The organism is Streptococcus sp. 27098_8_82 (assembly GCF_041431615.1).
In the GTDB taxonomy this organism is placed as follows: domain Bacteria; phylum Bacillota; class Bacilli; order Lactobacillales; family Streptococcaceae; genus Streptococcus; species Streptococcus sanguinis_K.
This window is the reverse complement of sequence record NZ_JAPVYB010000007.1, coordinates 59,355-80,608: the sequence shown is the minus strand read 5'-3', so window position 1 is coordinate 80,608 and position 21,254 is coordinate 59,355. Positions and strand designations below refer to the sequence as shown.

General features: G+C 44.0%; 21 protein-coding genes. All 21 read right to left on the bottom strand.

The annotated features are described in order from the left end of the window. Positions 1-8: 8 nt before the first annotated feature. The 21 genes from clpX to proB all read right to left on the bottom strand — a co-directional run bounded on the left by clpX (position 9) and on the right by proB (position 21,184). Positions 9-1,238, bottom strand: coding sequence for an ATP-dependent Clp protease ATP-binding subunit ClpX (clpX, locus tag O3627_RS09965; RefSeq protein WP_002895582.1), 1,230 nt, complete (start codon positions 1,236-1,238; stop codon positions 9-11). A 224-nt stretch (positions 1,239-1,462) separates the two neighbouring features. Beyond that, complete coding sequence (locus tag O3627_RS09960; RefSeq protein ID WP_002900428.1) at positions 1,463-1,975, bottom strand: dihydrofolate reductase; 513 nt, start codon at positions 1,973-1,975, stop codon at positions 1,463-1,465. Positions 1,976-2,099: 124 nt separating this feature from the next. After that, positions 2,100-2,939 carry a thymidylate synthase gene (locus O3627_RS09955; RefSeq protein ID WP_061588992.1) on the bottom strand — a complete coding sequence of 280 codons (840 nt, stop codon included), beginning with the start codon at positions 2,937-2,939 and terminating at the stop codon, positions 2,100-2,102. A 103-nt stretch (positions 2,940-3,042) separates the two neighbouring features. Beyond that, the gene (locus O3627_RS09950) at positions 3,043-4,002 is read right to left on the bottom strand and encodes an ROK family glucokinase (protein WP_002900431.1); all 960 of its coding nucleotides are present in this window, start codon (positions 4,000-4,002) and stop codon (positions 3,043-3,045) included. Positions 4,003-4,114: 112 nt separating this feature from the next. After that, complete coding sequence (locus tag O3627_RS09945) at positions 4,115-4,525, bottom strand: GNAT family N-acetyltransferase (protein WP_125383213.1); 411 nt, start codon at positions 4,523-4,525, stop codon at positions 4,115-4,117. Positions 4,526-4,565: 40 nt separating this feature from the next. After that, the gene (locus O3627_RS09940) at positions 4,566-6,434 is read right to left on the bottom strand and encodes an ABC-F family ATP-binding cassette domain-containing protein (RefSeq protein WP_125383211.1); all 1,869 of its coding nucleotides are present in this window, start codon (positions 6,432-6,434) and stop codon (positions 4,566-4,568) included. Further along, positions 6,431-7,630 carry a CCA tRNA nucleotidyltransferase gene (locus O3627_RS09935; RefSeq protein ID WP_002900435.1) on the bottom strand — a complete coding sequence of 400 codons (1,200 nt, stop codon included), beginning with the start codon at positions 7,628-7,630 and terminating at the stop codon, positions 6,431-6,433. The genes O3627_RS09940 and O3627_RS09935 overlap by 4 nt, the downstream gene beginning before the upstream one ends. Beyond that, entirely contained in the window at positions 7,627-8,394 is a 768-nt protein-coding gene (gene dapB, locus O3627_RS09930) for a 4-hydroxy-tetrahydrodipicolinate reductase (RefSeq protein ID WP_002900436.1), read from the bottom strand. The genes O3627_RS09935 and dapB overlap by 4 nt, the downstream gene beginning before the upstream one ends. Positions 8,395-8,435: 41 nt before the next feature. Beyond that, positions 8,436-9,284, bottom strand: a complete 849-nt coding sequence (locus O3627_RS09925) for a DegV family protein (RefSeq protein ID WP_002900437.1) — start codon at positions 9,282-9,284, stop codon at positions 8,436-8,438. Positions 9,285-9,286: 2 nt separating this feature from the next. After that, positions 9,287-9,661, bottom strand: coding sequence for a DUF1149 family protein (locus O3627_RS09920; protein WP_032910432.1), 375 nt, complete (start codon positions 9,659-9,661; stop codon positions 9,287-9,289). Positions 9,662-9,786: 125 nt separating this feature from the next. Then, positions 9,787-11,748, bottom strand: a complete 1,962-nt coding sequence (locus O3627_RS09915; RefSeq protein WP_125383210.1) for a fructose-specific PTS transporter subunit EIIC — start codon at positions 11,746-11,748, stop codon at positions 9,787-9,789. Next, positions 11,745-12,656: a 1-phosphofructokinase gene (pfkB, locus tag O3627_RS09910; protein ID WP_002897648.1), complete on the bottom strand. Its 912-nt coding sequence runs from the start codon at positions 12,654-12,656 to the stop codon at positions 11,745-11,747. The genes O3627_RS09915 and pfkB overlap by 4 nt, the downstream gene beginning before the upstream one ends. Next, complete coding sequence (locus tag O3627_RS09905; RefSeq protein WP_002897650.1) at positions 12,653-13,396, bottom strand: DeoR/GlpR family DNA-binding transcription regulator; 744 nt, start codon at positions 13,394-13,396, stop codon at positions 12,653-12,655. Before O3627_RS09905 ends, pfkB begins: the two co-directional genes overlap by 4 nt. 174 nt (positions 13,397-13,570) lie before the next feature. After that, complete coding sequence (locus O3627_RS09900) at positions 13,571-14,554, bottom strand: CPBP family intramembrane glutamic endopeptidase (protein WP_125383208.1); 984 nt, start codon at positions 14,552-14,554, stop codon at positions 13,571-13,573. A gap of 13 nt (positions 14,555-14,567) precedes the next feature. After that, positions 14,568-15,197, bottom strand: a complete 630-nt coding sequence (locus tag O3627_RS09895) for a TIGR01906 family membrane protein (protein ID WP_125383207.1) — start codon at positions 15,195-15,197, stop codon at positions 14,568-14,570. Continuing rightward, the gene (locus O3627_RS09890) at positions 15,190-15,960 is read right to left on the bottom strand and encodes a TIGR01457 family HAD-type hydrolase (protein WP_002895600.1); all 771 of its coding nucleotides are present in this window, start codon (positions 15,958-15,960) and stop codon (positions 15,190-15,192) included. The genes O3627_RS09895 and O3627_RS09890 overlap by 8 nt, the downstream gene beginning before the upstream one ends. 2 nt (positions 15,961-15,962) lie before the next feature. Beyond that, on the bottom strand, positions 15,963-16,712 hold the full coding sequence (locus O3627_RS09885) for an acyl-[acyl-carrier-protein] thioesterase (protein ID WP_125383205.1): 750 nt from the start codon (positions 16,710-16,712) through the stop codon (positions 15,963-15,965). Positions 16,713-16,715: 3 nt separating this feature from the next. Next, positions 16,716-17,846, bottom strand: coding sequence for a radical SAM family heme chaperone HemW (hemW, locus tag O3627_RS09880; protein WP_125383203.1), 1,131 nt, complete (start codon positions 17,844-17,846; stop codon positions 16,716-16,718). Between the two features lie 138 nt (positions 17,847-17,984). Continuing rightward, positions 17,985-18,788, bottom strand: a complete 804-nt coding sequence (proC, locus tag O3627_RS09875; RefSeq protein WP_125383201.1) for a pyrroline-5-carboxylate reductase — start codon at positions 18,786-18,788, stop codon at positions 17,985-17,987. 2 nt (positions 18,789-18,790) lie between these two features. Next, positions 18,791-20,053 carry a glutamate-5-semialdehyde dehydrogenase gene (locus O3627_RS09870; RefSeq protein ID WP_002904420.1) on the bottom strand — a complete coding sequence of 421 codons (1,263 nt, stop codon included), beginning with the start codon at positions 20,051-20,053 and terminating at the stop codon, positions 18,791-18,793. A 21-nt stretch (positions 20,054-20,074) separates the two neighbouring features. Continuing rightward, complete coding sequence (gene proB / locus O3627_RS09865; RefSeq protein WP_032913572.1) at positions 20,075-21,184, bottom strand: glutamate 5-kinase; 1,110 nt, start codon at positions 21,182-21,184, stop codon at positions 20,075-20,077. Positions 21,185-21,254 lie beyond the last annotated feature (70 nt).

Genomic DNA, 21,254 nt, shown 5'->3' with positions numbered 1-21,254 from the left:
GCACCTCGTTAGGCAGTTTCTAGAATAGGCTTATCTGTTCCATCTACTGCTTCTTTGGTAATACGGACAAGTTTGACATTTTCCTGACTTGGAACTTCAAACATGACATCCATCATAGTTTCTTCAATGATAGAGCGAAGCCCTCGTGCACCTGTTTTACGTTCAATCGCTTTATTGGCAATCTCCTGCAGAGCATCTTCGTCAAATTCAAGCTTAACATCATCATAAGACAGAAGTGCCTGATACTGCTTAATAAGGGCGTTTCTAGGCTCTTTCAAAATCCGAACCAAATCATCAACTGTTAGTTGCTCCAGAGCAGCAAAAACAGGCAAACGACCAATCAACTCTGGGATAATCCCGAACTTTTGGACGTCTTCTGAGATAATTTCCTGCATATAGGAACTATCTTCGTCGATTGCTCGGTTGTTCTGACCGAAACCAATGATTTTCTCACCCAGACGCTGTTTTACGATTTCTTCGATACCGTCAAAAGCACCGCCAACAATGAAGAGAATATTCTTGGTATCTACTTGAATCATTTCCTGCTGCGGATGCTTGCGTCCACCTTGCGGCGGTACACTAGCTACTGTTCCTTCGATAATCTTCAGCAGAGCTTGCTGAACTCCTTCACCCGAAACATCACGGGTGATAGAGACATTTTCGCCTTTCTTAGCAATCTTGTCAATCTCATCGACATAGATAATCCCGCGCTCAGCACGCTCGATATTAAAGTCAGCCGCCTGCAAAAGCTTGAGAAGGATATTTTCAACATCTTCTCCGACATAACCAGCTTCAGTCAAAGCTGTTGCGTCCGCAATGGCGAAAGGCACATTGAGGCTGCGAGCCAGAGTCTGCGCCAGGAAGGTCTTACCTGACCCAGTCGGACCAATCATCAAAATATTTGACTTTTGCAGTTCCACATCTTCTTCTTCACGGCTGTCGTGGTAGTTAATACGCTTGTAGTGATTATAGACCGCTACTGCTAAGGCACGCTTAGCTCGGTCTTGCCCGATAACATAGTGGTTCAAGATATTCAGCAGCTCCTGAGGTTTTGGTACCTCAGATAAATCTGCCAGCACTTCCTCGGCTAGCTCTTCACGGATGATCTCCTGTGCCAGCTCCACACATTCATTACAGATGAAGGCATTATTTCCAGCTATAATCTTCTGCACCTCATCTTGATTCTTCCCACAGAAAGAACAAAAAACCATCATATCATCATTACGACTTGTAGGCATTGTTTACTCCAATTCTAAAATTCTAAATCTATTTATTTTCTTTCGTACATGTTAAAAAAGTGTCATATAAAAAGCATGAATGGAATTTACCAAGTTTGTAAAAGCATTCAGCAAAAATAAAGCTGCCAGTCCAAACCGCTTTTTCCGAAAGGTTTGAACGGCACAAATAAGACAAATGACACATAAAAAGGCCGTAAAAAAACCAAAAATACTACGTTCCATTCTTACGAGTCCTTCCTTTGGTATCTTTTTATAGTAAAATCATAAGGATTCTTTTCATCTTTGGCATGAAATTCACTGCTAACTTCCTGATAAGGAGCCCAGTCAAATGTCTCAGGGAAATAGGTATCTCCTTCAAGTTTAGCAGCAATCTGAGTCTGAATCAATTCTTCCAAATACGGTTCAAATGCCCTGATAATCTGCGATCCGCCAATAATATACAAGTTTCTATCCTGCTTGTGGTACCAATCCAAGACATCTTCCACATTTCTGAACAGCAAGACATTCTCATTGTCAACTTGATAGTTCTTGTCCCTGCTCAAAATCAGACTAATCCGATTTGGCAAAACGCGACGCTGCAGACCATCAAAGGTCACACGCCCCATCAAAATAGCATGTCCAGTGGTTGTTGCCTTAAAATGCTGCAATTCTGCCGGGAGATGCCAGGGCATGACCTTGTCTTTTCCAATCAGACCATCCTCTGCCTGAGCCCAAATGGCAATAATCTTCTTTGTCATCCTTTTATCCTTTGTATTAGTAACTCTATTCTATCAAATTTGCTGTAAAAAGGCATGTTTAAAGTATGATTCAAGCAGAACTTTTGCAAAGGTTGGCTGTTTTCGCATACACTTATCAAAATCGTTAAATAGCCAAATCAAACTTCAGCTGAGGTTTAACGGGATCATAGTCTAATAACTCAAAATCTTCTGCTTTAATATCAAAGAAATTGGTCCCATCTGGCACATTCAAAACGAGTCGAGGCTGACAGTCGCTAGGTTCCCGACGCAACAACTCTTCCGCCTGCTCGAACTGATTGTCATAGATGTGCAAGTTATTGATAAAGTAAAAGAACTTACCGACCTTCCAGCCGAAATGCTTGGCAATCATCATCTGTAGAGCCACGTACTGCATAGCATTGATGTGGTGAGCAACCAACATATCATTTGACCGCTGAGTCAGAGTCACATCCAGATAAATGTCTCCATCTACACGCCGAACGTCAAACATGGTTTGAAAAGCGCATGGGAGCAAGCCATCTGTTTCTTCAAAAGCTTCATAATCCCAGAGAGAGATGATATTGCGGCGATTCCAAGGATTGGCTTCCAGCTGTTGAAGGATTTTATTGATAATATCGTGCTTCTTAACAATGGCTCCGTAGCGTTGGCCAATAGTTCCCGTATCGCCAACTTCCCAATCATTCCAGTAGTGAACATTATACTTGTCATTGAGCAATTCCAGGCTATTGGACTGGTCTTGATAGATCCAAAGGACTTCCTTGATGGCAGACTTGATGGCAATAGGGCGCAGAGTCGTGATTGGGAATTCTCCCTTGCTCAAATCGTATTCCGCAAAAGAACCAGTGATATATTTGGAATTAGCCACATTTCCATCTTTGTAGCGCGGACGGGCGTTTTCAGAAAAAACACCTTGCTCCATAATTTTTTTAATATTCTCTTTGAAAATCGTATCTGCTAGAGTCATGATTTCTCCTTCATCAGTGAGCTTTTTCTAGTATAGCAAATTTTCAATAAAAATTCTCCTACAGACCTTTCTGCAGGAGAACAAATAAAGCATACTTGTTGAATTATTGTAAGACCAATGAAGCTGCCCCGATAACACCGGCATCATTTCCAAGAGTAGCCAAGGCCAGCTTGGTTGAAGTACGAACCTGCGGGAAGCTATTTTCTTCATAAACCTTGCGCACGCCATCAAGTAAGAAATCACCCGCAGCTGATACGCCACCTCCGATAACAATTGTAGATGGATTTAGGATAGAGCCGATATTGGCACAGGCAATACCTAGATAGCGCGCGAAATTGCGATAGACAATCAGAGCCAGCTCATCGCCCTCTTTCGCCAAGTCGAAGACAACCTTTGCATTGACATCTTCACCATTGTCGATCAGTTTTTTCAGCTCTGCATCACCAGCATACTCATCAGCATAGCGACGAGTCAAATTAACAATACCAGTCGCAGATGCAACAGTCTCTAGGCAGCCATTCTTGCCACAGGTACATTGAATCGGCTGATCGAAGTCAACAGTGATGTGGCCCAACTCTCCTGCTGCTCCAGCAAGTCCATGCAAGAGCTTGCCTTCAGCAACGATTCCTCCGCCAACACCTGTTCCTAGTGTCATGAAGACTACATCAGGCTGGTTTTCTCCAGCACCCATCCAACGTTCACCCAAAGCAGCAACGTTAGCATCGTTGTCAATATAGAAAGGAATCCCAGTCGCTTTTTCAATCTTATCCTTGACCGGCTGCAGCGTCTTCCAATTGAGATTGTAAGCACCGATAACAGTCCCTTTCTCACGGTCAACTACTCCTGGCGAGCCCATACCAATCCCGATAAAATCCTCTGCTGAAAGCTGAAGCAAGTCCAAACGGTGCAGGATTGACTCAATCATATCCTCTACGATGTGGCTACCTTCGTCCAAAACATTGGTTTTAATGGACCATTTTTCCTGAATTTCGCCCTCTGAAGTCAAAATAGCAAACTTAATAGATGTTCCACCAAGGTCAATTCCGATTATTTTTTTCGACATGATGTTCTCCTCTGTGTTTTATTTATCATCATTATATCAGATTTTTTCAGTAAGGAAAAGGTTTGCATAAAGAAAAGTGAAAATCGAATTCTTCTTTATTCCCAAAGTAAACTCACAGGTTTTTTGTATAATAGTATCTTTCACCAGTATAGGGGTATTCTTTCAACGCAAAGACTTCTGTATAGCCGTGCTTTTTATAAAAATCCGGCGCTTGAAACTGATACGTATCTACAAATGAATATTTGCATTTCCTTTCTCTGGCTTCTTGTTCAGCCCTACACAGTATTTTTGATCCTATGCCTTGCCCTCGTAAATCTTCGTTCACATACAAATACTCAATCTCCAGCCAATTTCCAAAAGTTTCGGCCGCCATACCAGCCAGCAAATTTCCATGTTCATCTTCCACATAGATGTTAAGAGGTTCACTTTTGGAGGGCTCCCTCTTAGAGCGATTGTAGGATCTGATTAAATTTCCTAGTTCTTGAGTTTTCTTTGAGTCGGTATTTTCCAATCTTAGTTTCATAGATGCCTCCGTTTAGATTTCTGCCTAAACACTACTTCTGTCATCCATCTAACCCACTCAGGTATTCATAGCGCTCGTATTTTTCCAGCAGTTTCTCGTTCTGCTCATCCAGTTCTTGCTGGAGTTCAGACAGGCGAGTAAAGTCAGAGCCATTCTCCTGCATGGCCGCTTCAATCTCAGAAATCCGCTCCTCCAGCGCCTCGATATCGGCCTCAATAGACTCCCACTCCTGCTTTTCAAAGTAGGTCATGCGCTTTTTCTCCTCGCGCACCTTGGTCGGTTTTTCCTTTTCAGTCTTTTGGGAAATAGCAGAGCGTTCTGCTAGAAAGGCTTTTTCATCCAAGTAATCCGTGTAATTACCGAAAAACTCTCTGATACTTCCATCCTCAAAAGCCAAAATCTTGCTAGCTACCTTGTCTAGGAAATAACGGTCATGGCTGACTGTAATAACTGGCCCGGCAAAGCCCTGCAGAAAGTTCTCCAAGACCGTCAGAGTCGCAATATCCAAATCATTGGTCGGCTCATCAAGAAGCAAGAGATTCGGCTTTTCCAAGAGAAGCTTAAGTAGATAAAGGCGCTTTTTCTCTCCGCCAGAAAGCTTTTCGATTAAAGTTCCATGAGTAGAACGAGGAAAAAGAAACTGCTCCAAGAGTTCTGCAATGGAAGTCGTTCCACTGCCAATCTTGACTTCCTCGGCCACTTCTTGTAGGTAATTAATGACCCGCTTAGACTCATCCAAGCCCTCAATCTGCTGAGAGAAATAGGCCACTCGAACTGTCTCGCCGATAATGAGCTGACCAGCCTGAGGATGAAGTTTTCCAGCAATCAGATTGAGCAAGGTTGACTTGCCGACACCGTTATCTCCGACAATCCCAATGCGGTCCTTGTTCTGGATCAAAAGACTGAGCTGAGAGAGAATAGGCTTCTGATTATAAGCAAAGTCTACATTTTGAAATTCGATAACTTTCTTACCGATACGGCTGGTTTCAAAGTTCATTTCCAGATTGCTGTCCGTCGTCTGACCGACCAAATCTTTCTTTAGATCATGGAAACGATTGATACGAGCCTGTTGCTTGGTTGCCCGAGCCTGAGGCTGCCGCCGCATCCAGGATAGCTCCTGCTTGTATAGTTGCTGTTTCTTATGAAGCAAGGCCGCATCTCGTTCATCCTGCTCAGCCTTAAGACGAACATAGTCTTGATAATTTCCTTGGTATTCAATCAAGCGACCGCCATCCAGCTCAAAAATCCGTGTTGAAATATTATCCAAGAAATAGCGGTCGTGGGTGATGAAAAGGACAGTCTTTTTGGAATTTTTCAAGAAATGGGTCAGCCATTCAATAGTATCAATATCTAAGTGGTTGGTCGGCTCATCAAGTAAGAGTAAATCTGCATCGCCTAAGAGAACCTGTGCCAGCTGCACTCGGCGACGAAGACCACCCGATAACTGACCAACCTTAAGTGACAGATTAGTCAGACCAAGCTTGGACAGAACCGTCTTGACCTGACTTTCGATTTCCCAAGCATGGAGCGAGTCCATCTCAGACATAACCACTTCTAGTCTAGACTGTTGATTTTCATCATAAGCCGTCAAGAGCAGCTCGTACTCTCGAATCAACTGCATTTCCCGTAAATCACTTGATAGAACAGTGTCAAGCACCGTCTGCTCCTCATCAAAATCAGGCTCCTGAGTCAAATAAGCAATCTTATAGCCTGCCTTAGCAGAAAAAGGGCTGACATCTCCGTCAAAGCCCGACTTGCCCGACAACACATCCAGCAGCGTTGTCTTTCCTGTTCCATTGACACCAATCAGACCAATCCGGTCTAGATCATGAATGATAAAGGAAATATCCCGAAAAACAGTCTTATCTCCTACTGATTTGGTTAGCTTGTCAACGATAAAATCGCTCATTTTTTCTCCTTGATATAGGCGTAAATGACCTCTAGTTCATTAGGCAAGTGGCCGTCTACAATAGCATATTCTAACTCTTTCAAAATTTGTCCAAGTTTTGGTCCTGGCTCAAAGCCGAACTCCCGCATCAGCATGCCGCCATTGACCACCATTTCCTGCTTGCTGTGAATAGTCAGACTGGCATCAAGATTCTGAATCGCAGAGAAATCAACTGCCAAACCTTGCGCCTGCCGGAGCTCTTCTGCTTGTAGCAATAAGTCAATATCATAGTCATAGCAGTCGCGCTTGCTCAAGTCTCGTTCTGAGCGGAATGCCGCAATCTCAACCAAGTCTTCTACTTTCTTGGCAAATTCACGAGACGTCTTCCAGTCTTTTAGAATGCCTTTAACATCTTGCACATCCAAGTCTAGCAAAAGGGCTGCCCAAGCCTGCTCGGACGCTGAAAATCGAAAATCTGAAGCCAAGTCAAAGAGCCTTTCTAACTTAGCTCTGCTTCCCTTCAAATCTGGCAAAAATTCTATAGCACCACTTGTCAAGAGTGCTTCTAAACCCTTGCGCCAAAACGGAGCCAGCAAGAGCTTGTCAAACTCGATAAAAATTCGTTCAACCGAAATCTTTTCAAGCAAAGGAGCACAATCCTTCATAGCCACAAAAGTATCTTGCTCTAGGTCAAAATCCAAGGCAGCTTGAAAACGAAAGCCCCGCATGATGCGTAGAGCATCTTCATTAAAACGCTCAGCAGCCGTCCCAACTGCCCGCAAAATCTGATTTTCCAAGTCATCCAAGCCTTGGAAAAGATCGATGACTTGGCCGTTTTCATCCAAAGCTAGAGCATTGATGGTAAAATCGCGTCGCTTGAGGTCTTCCTCCAAAGAACGCACAAAAGAAACCTTACTAGGCCTGCGGTAGTCCACATAGACATCCTCGGTCCGGAAAGTCGTCACTTCGTATTCGCGGTTATTTTCCAAGACCAAGACGGTTCCATGCTCAATCCCCACATCAACTGTACGATCAAAGATATGCTTGGTTTCCTCAGGATAGCTGGAGCTAGCGATATCCACATCGTGAATAGGTCGCTTCAAAAGGGCATCTCGAACAGAGCCCCCAACAAAATAAGCTTCAAAGCCAGCCGCTTTTATCTTCTCTAATACTGGCAAAGCCTCCTGAAATTCAGAAGGCAGAGTTTCTAATCTCATAGTAAATGTTCCAATCCATAGACTAATTCTGAGCGTTTGACAACCTCTTTAATGGCAAGATTAACTCCTGTCATAAAGGAAGCACGGTCATAGGAATCATGCCGCAGCGTCAATCCCTCTCCCTGGCTGCCAAATATTACTTCCTGATGGGCAACCAGACCAGGCAAGCGAACTGAATGGATACGCATGCCATCGAAATCAGCTCCGCGAGCGCCAGCTATAGACTCTTCCTCATCAGCAGCTCCCTGCTGCTTGCTTGGTCTGACTTGACTGATGAGCTCGGCTGTCTTGATAGCCGTCCCACTCGGAGCATCCTTTTTCTGATCATGATGCAACTCGATAATTTCTACATTAGGGAAATACTTGGCTGCCTGAGCCGCAAACTGCATCAGCAAAACGGCTCCCAAGGCAAAGTTTGGTGCAATCAATCCGCCCAGCTCCTTTTCCCTAGACAATGTGATTAACTCTTCCAACTGCTCAGGAGTAAAACCTGTCGTTCCAACCACTGGGCAAAATCCCTGTTCCAGAGCGAAGTGAGTATTGTCATAAGCTACTTTTGGGGTTGTAAAATCAACCCAGACATGGGCTTCCAGTCCAGCCAATTCTTCCTTGGCATTGAAGACGGGAACACCAGCCACTTCTTTTTCATCCGTAAAAGGATCCAGCAGCCCAACTAATTCTAGTTCAGGATCTTCTGTCACCATTTTATAGGCTGCTTGGCCCATTTTTCCTTTAAAACCAGCAATAATAACTTTGATACTCATGTTTCTCCTCCTTACAGAGACAAGCTCAGACTTTCAAGCAATCAGATCACAGGAATATAGCCCAGTGCAACACTGCCCTCACCCAAGTGCGTCCCGATGACGCTGCCAAAGGTTGCGATAGGGACTTCACCTGCAATACCAATGTCTAGCAGATTCTGCTGAAGCTCAGCTGCTTTTTCTGGTGCATTGCCATGGATAACCATAATCTGATAAGCACCCCCTGCTGTTCTTTCTTGGACAAGTTCCAGCATACGCTTAGTTGCCTTCTTCTCCGTCCGAATCTTTTCAAAAACCTCTATTACACCATGATCGTTAAAATACAGAATAGGCTTGATACTCAGCAGATTTCCCAGAATAGCAGCACCGTTAGAAAGGCGTCCTCCTTTGACCAAGTGGTCCAAGTCGTCCACCATGATAAAGGCGCTGGTGCCATCAATCTGCTTTTGAACATTAGCTAAAATTGTTTCAAAATCTAGGCCTTGTTCTGCCCACTCTAGAGCTGATTGGGCCATGATACCGAGCGGTGCACTGGTAATCTTAGAATCTGGAAAGGCAATTTGCAAACCATGAAATTCATCTTTCAGATACTGAATATTTTGATAAAAACCAGAAATTCCGCTAGATAGAAAGAGCCCCAGAACATGGGTATAGTCTTTGCTGTCTAGAATGGTAAGAATCTCTTCTAGGTCCGCAATGCTAGGCTGACTGGTCTTGGGCAATTCATCTGACTGAGCCATTTTTTCATAAAATTCACTAGCTGTTAAGTTTCTTCCTTCGACATAAGACTCACCGTCAATCACGACCGGAATATCCAAGACGAAAAGATTTTCGCTCTCTAGCAGCGAAGCCGGCAGATAGGCCGATGAATCTGTGATAACCGCTAACTTCATGATTAAAACTCCAAATTAATGCCTGGCAAATCTAGAGCAATTTCTGTCACTTCATAAGTCAAGCGATTGAGCATGGTTAAGCAAGGCCGAGCCAGCTCTTCTACTTCATCGTGGTCAAATTCACTCGGTTCCTCAATAAGACGACCGTGAATGTGGTTGGCTTGCGAAATAGTTCCGCTGATAACAAAATTTTCAAAAACAATCATAAAGGTCAAAATCACAATCAATGAAGTTGTGTGGCCTTCGACATCTCTTTTGACCAATTGGAAATTCACATCAACCTTGGTTTCAGGTGTGCCATTTTCTTTTTCCCATTCAAAATTTCGGGCGTCAAAATGGTACTGACTAACAAATTCTTTTTCGCGCTGTATATTCATTTTTATTCTCCTAAAAATATGCGATAGGCCCATTATACCATATATTGAGCGAAGTTTCCATGCTAAAATTTGCAGGCCAGAAAACACAAAAAAGAATCTCACTGACAAGCGAGATTCTTTAAATATTATTTTTTAAGTGGTTTGCGCAGGTAACCAAAGATAATACCGCTGACTACTGCACCAATCAATACATATACCAAGTAAAGGATTGGATTGTTTGTCAAACCGATAACGAAGATTCCTCCGTGAGGAGCCATGAGCTTGATACCTGACAATCCTACAAGAGCACCTGTTAGAGCTGAACCTACGATAAAGCTTGGAATAGCACGGGCTGGGTCAGCAGCTCCAAAAGGAATCGCTCCTTCTGTGATGAAAGATAGTCCCATGACGATGTTTGTCAAACCTGAATCACGTTCTTCTTCAGTAAATTTATGTTTGAACAAAAGAGTTGCAATAAATACTGCCAAAGGCGGAACCATACCAGCTGCCATAACTGCTGCCATAACAGGTGAACCACCAGTTGAAACAGTGCTTGCAAGTGTACTAGTACCAAATACATAAGCCGCCTTATTAACTGGCCCACCCATATCGACAGCCATCATACCGCCTACCAAGAGGCCAAGAAGGACAGCAGAGCTTCCGCTCAGACTTGCCAAGAAATCGTTCAAGGCTGTATTGATTGCTGACATTGGAATATTGACCGCCAACATCACAAATCCAGTCACAAGAACGCCCAGAAGAGGCAAGAGCAAGATTGAACGGATACCTTCAAGTGAGCGAGGCAGACCTGCAAGAAGCTTACGAAGGAGAAGGATGATACCACCAGCTAAGAAGCCGCCTACCAAAGCTCCAAGGAAACCAGATGATACACCAACTAAATCAATAGTTTTCTGACCACCTTCAGCGTAAGCAACACCACCAAATGATGCACCGCTGCTCGCAATTGCACCAGCTACGAAACCAGAAACCAGACCTGGCTTTTCAGCGATTGAGTATGCGATATAACCAGCTAATACTGGCAGCATGAAGCCAAAGGCTGCTGCACCAATTGCTTTAAACTGAGCTGCAATCTCATGGTAACTTCCTAGATTAGAAAGCTGATCTTTTGGTACACCTAAGATCTGATCCAGCAAGAATGCAATGGCAATCATAATACCACCACCAATAACGAATGGCAACATTTGGGAAACACCGCTCATCAAGTGCTTGTAAAAAGCGCCGCCCAGACTAAGCTTTTCATTGCTGGATTCTGCAGCACCACCACCGTTAGCTGCCTTGTAAACCTCAGCATTTCCAGAAAGGGCCAGATTGATGAGTTCTTCTGTCTTACGAATACCATCTGCAACTGGACGATTGATCAACGGCTTGCCGTCAAAGCGATTCATCTCTACGGCCTTATCTGCCGCGATGATAACAGCTTTAGCTTTTTTAATATCTTCTGCTGTCAGCTTATTCCCAACACCACTAGCACCGTTGGTTTCAACCTTGATGCCGACACCCATTTCAGCTGCAACCTTCTGTAAAGCCTCTTGAGCCATGTAAGTATGCGCAATCCCTGTTGTACATGCTGTTACAGCCACTAGGAAGTCTCCGCCTTCATTGGCAGGTTCGACGACAGCAGGTTCTTCTGCTTTTTCTGAAGCTTGGTCAAAGAGCTCAATCACCTGATCAGGCGAAGTAACTTGGCGCAGTTTATCCGCAAAGCCATCTTTCATCAGGTATTGGGACAATTCAGCCAAGGCTGCCAAGTGAGTGTCGTTAGCACCTTCTGGAGCTGCAATCATGAAGAAAAGATCAGTTGGTTGTCCATCCAAACTCTCATAATCGACGCCTTTATTTGACTTAGCAAAAAGGACAGTCGCTTCTTTCACTGCAGTATTTTTGCTGTGAGGCATAGCGATTCCATCACCCAAGCCTGTGGAAGTCAAGGCTTCACGAGCCAAAATCCCTTCTTTGAAAGTCTCGAAGTCTGTCACATAACCATGATCCACTAGGCTCTGAATCATTTCTTCGATAACAGCTTTTTTCTCTGTTGCCTGCAAGTCTAGCAACATCACATCTTTTCTTAGTAAGTCTTGAATTTTCATATTTTTTCTACCTCTACTTTTTCATAGATTTCTTTTATATAATCAGCTGTCGCCAAATCATCTGAGAAGGTGGTTGCTGTTCCGCAGGCCACTCCCCATTTGAAGGCTTGAATAACATCGCCAGAGCGGACAAACTCTCCGGTAAATCCAGCCACCATAGAGTCGCCAGCGCCAACAGAATTTTTCACATTGCCCTTGATAGGCTTAGCGAAATAGGCACCATCTCGAGTTACCAGTAAAGCACCGTCACCAGCCATGGAAATGATGACATGCTGGGCACCCTTGTCTAAGATTTGGCGGGCATAACTCTCAATCTGATCCAAGCTTTCAAGCTTGACTCCGAAAATATCACCTAGTTCGTGGTTATTAGGTTTGACCAAGAGCGGCTCAAACTCTAAAGAATCCAGTAGCGTCTGACCTTCAAAGTCACAAACAACTTGTGCTCCCGTCTTTCTGGTTAAGCCAATCAGCTTCTTGTAGACAACATTTCCTAGATTTTTAGGACTGCTGCCTGCGAAGACTACCGTATCCCCTGATGTCAGAGAAGAAAGGAACTTCTCAAGTTCTTCTAGTTTCTGACTGGAAATTTCTGGACCTGGTCCGTTAATTTCTGTCTCAGCATCTGCTTTAATTTTGACATTGATACGAGTATCCTGCTCAACTTCTACAAAATGGCTTGAGATTCCTTCCTCTTCCAGAGTATCTGTGATGAACTTGCCAGTAAAACCACCGATAAAGCCAGTCGCTGTATTCTCAATACCTAGACGTTTGAGAACTCGGCTAACATTGATTCCCTTTCCGCCAGCGAATTTGTCGTCACTGTCCATCCGATTGACGCTTCCTATAAGGACCTTGTCCAGACGGACAATATAGTCGATGGAAGGGTTTAGTGTGACAGTATAAATCATACCTCAATCACCTCCGTTTTTTCTTTCAGCGCTTGAATCACTTCCGATTCATTTTGAATAGTAATAATGCTTGCTTTGGCAAGAGGAGCGACCTTGACAAAGGACGTCTGTCCTAGTTTAGAAAGATCAGCCAAGACATAAGTTTTCTTAGCGTTCTCTAAAATCGCTCTTTTGACAGCTCCTTCTTCCATATCTGGAGTGGTAAAGAAGCCATCGTCAATGCCATTCATTCCAATAAAGGCTTTATCGAAATTCAACTGACCGATTTGATTTAGGGCAACACCGCCAATGCTGGCATCCGTTGAGCGTTTGACCTTTCCGCCGATAATGACTGTCGGTATATTGCGCTCTACCAACTTGGTCGCATGGTGAATGGAGTTGGTGACAACTGTCACTCTTGGATCATGCAGCTCATTGACTAAAAGCTCATTGGTTGTCCCCGCATCAATAAAAATCACATCATGCTCTTGAATCAAGCTTGCTGCCATCTTGGCAATAGCTGTCTTTTCTTGAATGCTTTTGATAGATTTTTCCTGATTACTCTCCTCTTCCTGTAGAAAATGAAGGCTTTCGGCTCCTCCATGAACTCGTCGCAGCTTGTGCTCGCTCTCCAATTCATCCAAATCTCTTCTGATAGTTGATTCTGAAGTGTTTAAAGCATGCACTAGATAGTCTAAAGAAACAAATTTTTCTCTTATGACAGTCTCTAGAATAACCTGCTTTCTTTCCGACTTCAGCATAAAGCACCTCCTTTGGAATCGTTTACGATTATTATTATACCTCTTTATTTTTCAATGTCAAGCATTTTCTATCAAAATCTTTCATTTTCTATCTTTTTATCTTATCGAACAAAAAAGAGCTGGACTATGTCCAACTCCATTCATATCATTGCATAACTGCTAAATAAAAGGCAATTAGCTATTATTGATCAAGGATACAAGATAGGCCGCCATAACAGGCAGAAAAGTTCCAAGAAAAGTAAACACAACCAGAACCCAGAACCAGACTGACTTAAATGCCTGTCGGTAGGTCCCTGGGAGCGAACGATTGGCGTCAATGTATTCCTTAAATTTTGGCCATTTCAAGATTAAGAGCAAAAGAAATACTGTACTGCCAGCGATTAATAGGCCGTAAAAAACAATGTTAACAATAGGCTCTGGAGCTTTTTTTGAAAGAAAAGCTATACCTTCTGCTATGACAAAGTTATTGAGAGCATGAAAAATGATAGACCAGATAATCGAATACTCAAAAGCGATATAACCAAAGCCTAAACCAATCAAACTAGCAAAATAAAACTGATAAAGATTTTCGTGAAAAAGGCCAAACAAAATTGCAGTCAAAAGAATGGCAAAAATCTTTCCATGCTTCTCTAACGCTCGCAATCCAGCACCTCTGAAAATAATTTCCTCCGTAACTGGAGCCATCAAGGATGAATAAATCAGCATAGTCAGCGTTTCAGAACCGCCGCCTCCTGATTCCATACTAGAAAGATCTAGATTGAAGAGTTGCATGATAGCCTGCATCATCTGATTGACAACAGCTGTAAACAATTGGGCGAACAAAAGGAAGCAAATCATATAAAAGAAAACTTTAGGAGTCATCTTCCGTCCCTTGCGACGAAGGTCGTATTTAAAGAGCTGCTTACCCCGAGACACCGTGAAAGTAAGAACACCGAGACAGGAAGCTAAAATATAAGCTCCACCGTCCTTTTCAATAAATTTAGTGAGAACTTCCTGGGTCTTTTGGATATCCATATCTTGCCCTGGCATAATAACGAAAAAAGCTACAAATGCATAAACGAAAACAGAAGCAAGCATAACCCATAAATAAGTAAAGCAAGTTGCTGAAAATCGGCCTAGATCTTTTTTAGGATTTAAAGGTTCGGGCATATAATACATAAAATCTCCTATATTAAATTTTCTCTTTACCCTTTCTGCTTAGGAAATACAAGGTTAAAAAGATTCCCTCATAAAGTAAAGCAAAAAGAATAAAGGCGTGCATGAAAAATTCTTCTGGTAGAATCCAAATGACTGGATCCTTAGTTGGATCAAACATCCAGGTATTATCTCCGGCAAAGAGAACCTGATGAAAGAGAGTGAAAAAATTGTTAAAACCAATCATAAAAGCCAGTCCAGCAAAGACAAGTGGCAAGATACTAATTAATAGAAAAGCCCGCCTGTAGAGACCTAAAAATCCCTTTTTGACTACTTTTTTGATAAAGAAAATCAAAGCAGGCAGAGTAACTAGAAAAATAGCTTGCGCCAAATGAAAAAGATACTTGACCGCTTGAAAATGATGCAGCCCAGCTGCCGACGAACGAAAATCCGGCATCGCTAGCTTTTGACTAAAAGGATTGGTCAGGTAATTCATCAAAATATTAAAATTATACTGGATGGTCTCTGCTTTCAAATACACCTTATCCGGCAAGTTGAAATAAGAAATCTCCATCGGGTATAAAAACCAAGCCAGATAAATGGTCAGCAGAATAGCTACTGCCAGCAAGCACAAAACGCTGGCTGAAAATCTCAACTTATCACGCATCGAAGTCCCACTCCGCTAGACTGGACAAGACATGCGTCGGTTGGATCGGCAGATTTGGCACTTCTTCTGGTAGGGTAAAACCTGTCGTAACCAGAAGGGTCGGAATCCCATTGTCGATTCCCGCTCGAATATCTGTCAGATAGTTATCACCCACCATGACAACTTCTTCACGCGCCAACCCTAGATGCTCTATGGCTTTTTCCATGATGATGGCATTTGGCTTGCCGATAAAGGTCGGTTCAACCCGAGTGGCTGCTTCCAAGAGGGCATTGATTGCGCCAGCTCCCGGCTGCAAACCTCGCTCAGTCGGAATGTTGAGATCTGGATTGGTTCCGATAAAGTGGGCACCCTTTTGAATAGCCAGAGTCGCTATTGTCAGCTTCTCATAATCCACTTCCCAGTCCAGCCCAACTACTACATAGTCTGGATTTTCTGTGTCTTCTATATATCCAGCTTCTTCAATAGCATGTTTAAGTCCCACATCACCAATGACGTAGACTTTCTTGCCCAGATTTTTCTCCTGCATATAGTCAATGGTAGCTAGAGTTGCTGTGTAAATGGTATCAAGTGGCGTCTCAATATTAAAATTCTCCGCCAACATGGTTTGCACTGTTTCTGGCGTGCGCGTGGTATTATTGGTCACGAAAAGATAGGGAATCTTGCGCCTCTGCAAGTCATGCACAAAGGCTTCACCAGCCGGAATCCGGCTCTTACCCTTATAAATCGTCCCGTCCAAATCAATCAAATATCCCTTATAAGTCATTTCTACTCTTCCTCATTCTCTTGTTTAAACTCTTGCCAGGTCACTAAAGCCTGAGCATTGACTTCGCCGTCACTGGAAATCTGGTGATTGCTCTGCAGACCTTCTAGGTCGTAGCTAGAAGCAATCATGCCGCCTGGTCGAACTTCCTTGACATACTTGAGATGGACTTTCTTGGGAATGTGTTTCATTAGGAAATCTGCACCCATGACCTCAAAGATCCAGTCCAGATACTTGCTATTATTGACATGGCCATTCATATCCAAGTCGTAAAAGCGCACATGGTAGTCCTTGCTGACAGGATTTTCCAAGTCTGGATACTTAGGACCGCGCAGTAATTTCTTAGAAAACTCAGATTGATATGGCGCTACAATCTCCGAATCAACGGCACGAACCTTGCGGCTATCCCGATCCATGAGGACAAAGGTCGCCATCATCTGGATAATAGCCTCGCCCGCTTCATCAAAAATTGTAAAGCGACGGTAGCAAAAGAGCCGATTGTAGGTCAAAGCTTCTGTCTCAATGGTAATTTCCTCCGCAAAGCGTGGCAGTCGTGTCACATCAATATCATAGTCCGTGATAATCCAGACTAGGTTATACTGCTCCAGCATATCCTTGTCACTGACACCAAGCTCGATCGACTGCATCCCCGATACCTGCAAGGACAGCAGGATAACATCCGGCAACTTGATATGGCCATTCATATCTGCCATATCAAAAGGAATTTTCATTTTCATTTGATAAGTTAAGCCCATGATTTACTCCAATATAAATTTCTCAGCAACCGTATCGCCCAAAAAGAGGCCTTGTTTGGTCATGCGTACGATGTCTTTGTCTGCCACTAGCAAGCCCTGCTCAGTCAGTTCAGCCACAACAGCTCCGTACTGGTCTTCAAAGGAAAGACCGAATTTTTCCTCGAAGCGCTTTTTAGAAACACCTGACTTCTTGCGCAGTCCTAGAAACATCTCTTCTTCCATCTTTTCATTCAATGTCAGCACTTCTTCCTGCACACGGGCATTGCCCGCTTCCACCGTCTGCAGATAATGACGAATCGGCCCGTGGTTTTTATAGCGAATACCATCGACATAGCCAGACGCTCCCGCTCCAATACCATAATATTCCGCATTGTCCCAGTACATGAGATTGTGGCGGCTCTCAAAGCCTGGCTTGGAAAAGTTTGAAATCTCATAATGCTCGAAGCCGGCCTTTTCCAGCTCAGCTATAATGTAGTCAAACATCTCCGCTTCCAAGTCTTCCTTGGGCAGAGGCAGCTTCCCTCTCCTCATACGATTCATAAAGACCGTATGGTTTTCCAAAATCAAGCTGTACAAACTCATGTGAGGAATGTCCAGGGCAATGGCCTTGGCTACATTGGTTTTCACATCTTCCATAGTCTGCTTGGGCAGGGCATAAATCAGGTCAATCGAGATATTATCAAAACCCGCTTTTTTGAGATTGGCAATATTCTCATAAATGTCCTTTTCCAAGTGACTGCGGCCAATTTGCTTAAGCATGCGGTCATTAAAAGTCTGTACGCCCAACGAAACCCGATTGACAGGCGAGTCTTTAAGTACAGCGATCTTCTCCTGATCTAAATCCCCAGGATTGGCTTCAATGGTCAGCTCCTCAAGATAAGACAAATCAAGCTTATCCGTCAGCTTTTCCAGCAAAAAAGCCAACTGAGAAGCAGATAAAGCCGTCGGAGTCCCACCACCGATATAGAGGGTACGGAGCTTTTTGATATCGTAGGAATGATACTCCTCAATCAAATGCTCTAGATAAGAATCCACCGGCTGGTTTTTGATAAAAACCTTGGAAAAATCGCAGTAATAACAAATCTGAGTACAAAAAGGAATGTGCACATAAGCAGAAGTCGGTTTGGTTTGCATAGTACTTATTATACCATAGTTTTAAAGAGAGGACTTATTTGATTCTCAAACAAAGAAAAAAAGAGTGAGCCTGCAAAAACAAAAATTATCCTCGCAAGTCACACCCTTTCCTATAATCTAAAAAATTGAAGATCTAAATCAATTCTTCTCCAACTCCTGCGTCCTTTCGTAAGCAGCTTGAACGGCATCCATGACTGTTCCTCGAAAAGCATTTTCTTCCAGACTGGCTACCCCGGCGATAGTCGATCCGGCCGGACTGCAGACCTGATCTTTGAGTTGAGCCGGATGTTGCCCGCTGACCCGACTTAACTTGGCAGCGCCTAAGAGAGTTTGATTGGCCAGTTCAAGTGATATATCGCGACTGAGTCCCGCCCGCACCCCAGCGTCCGCTAAGGCCTCTATAAAGAGATAGACGAAAGCTGGGCCACAGCCAGCAAGAGCTGTCGCTGCATCCAACTGCTTTTCCTCTAGTTTGACTAAAAGGCCAGCTGAAGACAGAAGCTCACGCAACAAGTCTTCATCCACTTGATTCGCCTGCTGGGATAAGGCATAGGTAATAACACCCTCACCTACAGCTACTGGTGTATTAGGCATCATCCGAATCCAACGATGGTGACTAGGTGTCAATTTTTCTAACAACTCTAAGGTCAGACCGGCAGCCATCGAAACCAGCAGAAGAGAATTCCGTTTTTCTAGAATTTCCTGATATTCAGTCAGCAAGTCAGCGAATTGAGCTGGTTTGATACCCAGAAAAATCACCTCTGCCTGAGCAAAAACTTCTTCATTACTGACCGGTTGTCCACCAACTTCCGCAGCAATCTTTTCAGCCTTGTCTCGACTGCGATTAGCCAGGAGTAATTCGCTTCTAAATCTTTCATCTTGGGCAACTAGGCGAGCAAGACTACCACCCATATTTCCCAGACCGATAAATCCAATTTTCATCATTATTTCCTCACTTGACCAGTCCCTTGGATGACGTATTTATAGCTGGTCAGCTCTTTCAGCCCCATAGGGCCTCTGGCATGCAGTTTTTGAGTAGAAATCCCCATTTCGCAGCCAAGGCCAAATTGACCACCATCTGTAAAACGGGTTGAAGCATTGACATAAACTGCAGCACTATCCACCTGCTCTGTGAAGTAAGCTGCCGCTGAATCGTTCTCCGTCACAATGGCATCCGAGTGATGGGTGCTGTGAGCTTCAATATGCTCCACCGCTTCTTCCAGCGAGGAAACCAACTTGACCGCCAAGATATAGTCCAAGAACTCGGTGTCAAAATCTTCTGGTCTAGCTTGCGAGCCCGAGATATACTGACCTGCTTTCTCATCCAAGCGTAATTCAACAGGGTTTTCTTGCGCAGCATCACGATCTGTCACCAAAGTCTTCTGCAAACGTGGTAAAAATGCACCTGCAATCTCTTCATGAACCAGCAGTACTTCCATGGCATTGCAGACAGAAGGGCGACTGGTCTTAGCATTCTCAATAATCGCCAAAGCCTTGTCCTGATCAGCATCCTTATCTACATAGACATGGACAATTCCAGTACCTGTCTCAATAACCGGCACAGTCGCATTCTCCACGACTGCCTGAATCAATCCCGCGCCACCACGAGGAATGAGCAAATCCAGATAGCCCTTGGCCTTCATCATTGCCTGAGCTGAAGCCCGACTGGTATCAGAAACCAATTGGATACAATCCGGCGAAATCTCCGTCTGAGCCAAACCTTTTTTCAAAGCTGTGACAATAGCTTGCGCTGTCTGATAGGCATCCTTGCCACTTCTGAGAACGACTGCACTGCCACTCTTTAGCGCCAGAGCCGCAGCGTCTGAAGTGACATTGGGCCGACTTTCGTAGATAATCCCAATTACGCCCATAGCCACCCGCTTTTTACTGATGACGAGGCCGTTCTCAAGCTCAGTCCTTTCCAAGACTTGCCCTACAGGATCCTCCAAGTCAATCAGCTGGCGAATGCCATCTGCCATGGCAGCAATCCGCTCCTCATCTAGATAAAGGCGGTCCAGCATGACATCTGAAATCTTACCTTTAGCCGCTGCCATATCCAGTTCATTAGCTGCCAAAATGTCCGCACGAGAAAGCCAGAGCTGCTTTGCCATTTCTTCTAGAGCATGGTTTTTTTCGGCAGTTGTGGCCGTATTGATCGTCTTCTTAACTTTCTGAACCTTTTCAAAAATCGCTTGTGTTGAGGTCATCGCTTCTCCTTTCCTCGTCTTCTAAAATTCTGCAAATAAATCATTCAACTCCGGCGTCAAAGAGATCCAGTCATCCCGATGAATGACAACACCTTTAGGTTTATTGGACTTGAGCATATCTTTAAGAGCTGACTTGCCAAAGCGCACGCGCCCTTTACCAAGAATAGCTCCACTGCCTTCTTTATAAACCGTCACCGTATCTTGATAGGCAAAGCTACCCGATACAGATACAAGACCAGAAACCAACAAACTTTTTCCATTATTTCTGAGAGCGTCGGCTGCTCCTTGGTCTACATAGATTTCCCCTTGACTTTTAGCATAGAAAGCCAGCCATTGCTTCTGCGTTTTTAGACCTTTTTCCTGAGCCAAAAAGAGACTGCCATCCTTGGTTTCCTCCGCAGCTTCAAGCAGAGCATCCGTCTTGAGTGAGGAGCAGATATAGACCGGAACACCAGACATGGTCGCAAGCGTTGCAGCTTTAATCTTTGTCAGCATGCCGCCAGTTCCATTGCTCGTTCCTGCACCGCCTGCCATATCAATCAGCTCAGAGTTAATCTTCTCAATCTTTTCAAGCCGGCGGGCATCTGGATTGGTAGAGGGATTGGCCGTGTAGAGTCCATCTACATCTGTCAAAAGCACCAAGATGTCCGCCTGAACCATGGCTGCCACCTGAGCACTCAGTGTATCATTATCCCCAACCTTGAGCTCCTCAATAGCCACCGAGTCATTTTCATTGATGATAGGAATAGCGCCACGATTCAGCAAGACAGATAAGGCTTGATGAGCATTCTTATATCGCCGCTTATCTGCAAAATCCTCCTGTGTCAAAAGAATCTGAGCAGAAATGATTTGTTTCAAAAGAAGATTGGTTGTATATTCCTCCAAAAGCAAACCCTGTCCAACCGCAGCTGAAGCCTGTTTATCCGCCACCTTGGTCGGTCGCTTTTTAAAGCCTAGAGAAGAAAAACCTGCCGCAATAGCTCCTGATGAGACCAAGATTAACTCATGTCCTGCCTCATGCAAGAGAGCCAACTGCCGAGTGATTTCCTTTACCTTGGCGCGTGACAGACTGCCATCTGCGTTAGTCAATGACGAAGTCCCCACCTTAAATACGATTCGCTTTGCTTTCATTTCCTTTTCCTTCACTGCTAGATTGTCTTATTATACCACGATTTACGGAAAATAAAAACGACCGCGGTTA

Excerpts from the sequence above, each read along its gene's own strand:
- clpX (WP_002895582.1), bottom strand. The coding sequence starts at position 1,238 with ATGCCTACAAGTCGTAATGATGATATGATGGTTTTTTGTTCTTTCTGT.
- O3627_RS09960 (WP_002900428.1), bottom strand. The coding sequence starts at position 1,975 with ATGACAAAGAAGATTATTGCCATTTGGGCTCAGGCAGAGGATGGTCTG.
- O3627_RS09955 (WP_061588992.1), bottom strand. The coding sequence starts at position 2,939 with ATGACTCTAGCAGATACGATTTTCAAAGAGAATATTAAAAAAATTATG.
- O3627_RS09950 (WP_002900431.1), bottom strand. The coding sequence starts at position 4,002 with ATGTCGAAAAAAATAATCGGAATTGACCTTGGTGGAACATCTATTAAG.
- O3627_RS09945 (WP_125383213.1), bottom strand. The coding sequence starts at position 4,525 with ATGAAACTAAGATTGGAAAATACCGACTCAAAGAAAACTCAAGAACTA.
- O3627_RS09940 (WP_125383211.1), bottom strand. The coding sequence starts at position 6,434 with ATGAGCGATTTTATCGTTGACAAGCTAACCAAATCAGTAGGAGATAAG.
- O3627_RS09935 (WP_002900435.1), bottom strand. The coding sequence starts at position 7,630 with ATGAGATTAGAAACTCTGCCTTCTGAATTTCAGGAGGCTTTGCCAGTA.
- dapB (WP_002900436.1), bottom strand. The coding sequence starts at position 8,394 with ATGAGTATCAAAGTTATTATTGCTGGTTTTAAAGGAAAAATGGGCCAA.
- O3627_RS09925 (WP_002900437.1), bottom strand. The coding sequence starts at position 9,284 with ATGAAGTTAGCGGTTATCACAGATTCATCGGCCTATCTGCCGGCTTCG.
- O3627_RS09920 (WP_032910432.1), bottom strand. The coding sequence starts at position 9,661 with ATGAATATACAGCGCGAAAAAGAATTTGTTAGTCAGTACCATTTTGAC.
- O3627_RS09915 (WP_125383210.1), bottom strand. The coding sequence starts at position 11,748 with ATGAAAATTCAAGACTTACTAAGAAAAGATGTGATGTTGCTAGACTTG.
- pfkB (WP_002897648.1), bottom strand. The coding sequence starts at position 12,656 with ATGATTTATACTGTCACACTAAACCCTTCCATCGACTATATTGTCCGT.
- O3627_RS09905 (WP_002897650.1), bottom strand. The coding sequence starts at position 13,396 with ATGCTGAAGTCGGAAAGAAAGCAGGTTATTCTAGAGACTGTCATAAGA.
- O3627_RS09900 (WP_125383208.1), bottom strand. The coding sequence starts at position 14,554 with ATGTATTATATGCCCGAACCTTTAAATCCTAAAAAAGATCTAGGCCGA.
- O3627_RS09895 (WP_125383207.1), bottom strand. The coding sequence starts at position 15,197 with ATGCGTGATAAGTTGAGATTTTCAGCCAGCGTTTTGTGCTTGCTGGCA.
- O3627_RS09890 (WP_002895600.1), bottom strand. The coding sequence starts at position 15,960 with ATGACTTATAAGGGATATTTGATTGATTTGGACGGGACGATTTATAAG.
- O3627_RS09885 (WP_125383205.1), bottom strand. The coding sequence starts at position 16,712 with ATGGGCTTAACTTATCAAATGAAAATGAAAATTCCTTTTGATATGGCA.
- hemW (WP_125383203.1), bottom strand. The coding sequence starts at position 17,846 with ATGCAAACCAAACCGACTTCTGCTTATGTGCACATTCCTTTTTGTACT.
- proC (WP_125383201.1), bottom strand. The coding sequence starts at position 18,788 with ATGAAAATTGGATTTATCGGTCTGGGAAATATGGGTGGTAGTCTTGCT.
- O3627_RS09870 (WP_002904420.1), bottom strand. The coding sequence starts at position 20,053 with ATGACCTCAACACAAGCGATTTTTGAAAAGGTTCAGAAAGTTAAGAAG.
- proB (WP_032913572.1), bottom strand. The coding sequence starts at position 21,184 with ATGAAAGCAAAGCGAATCGTATTTAAGGTGGGGACTTCGTCATTGACT.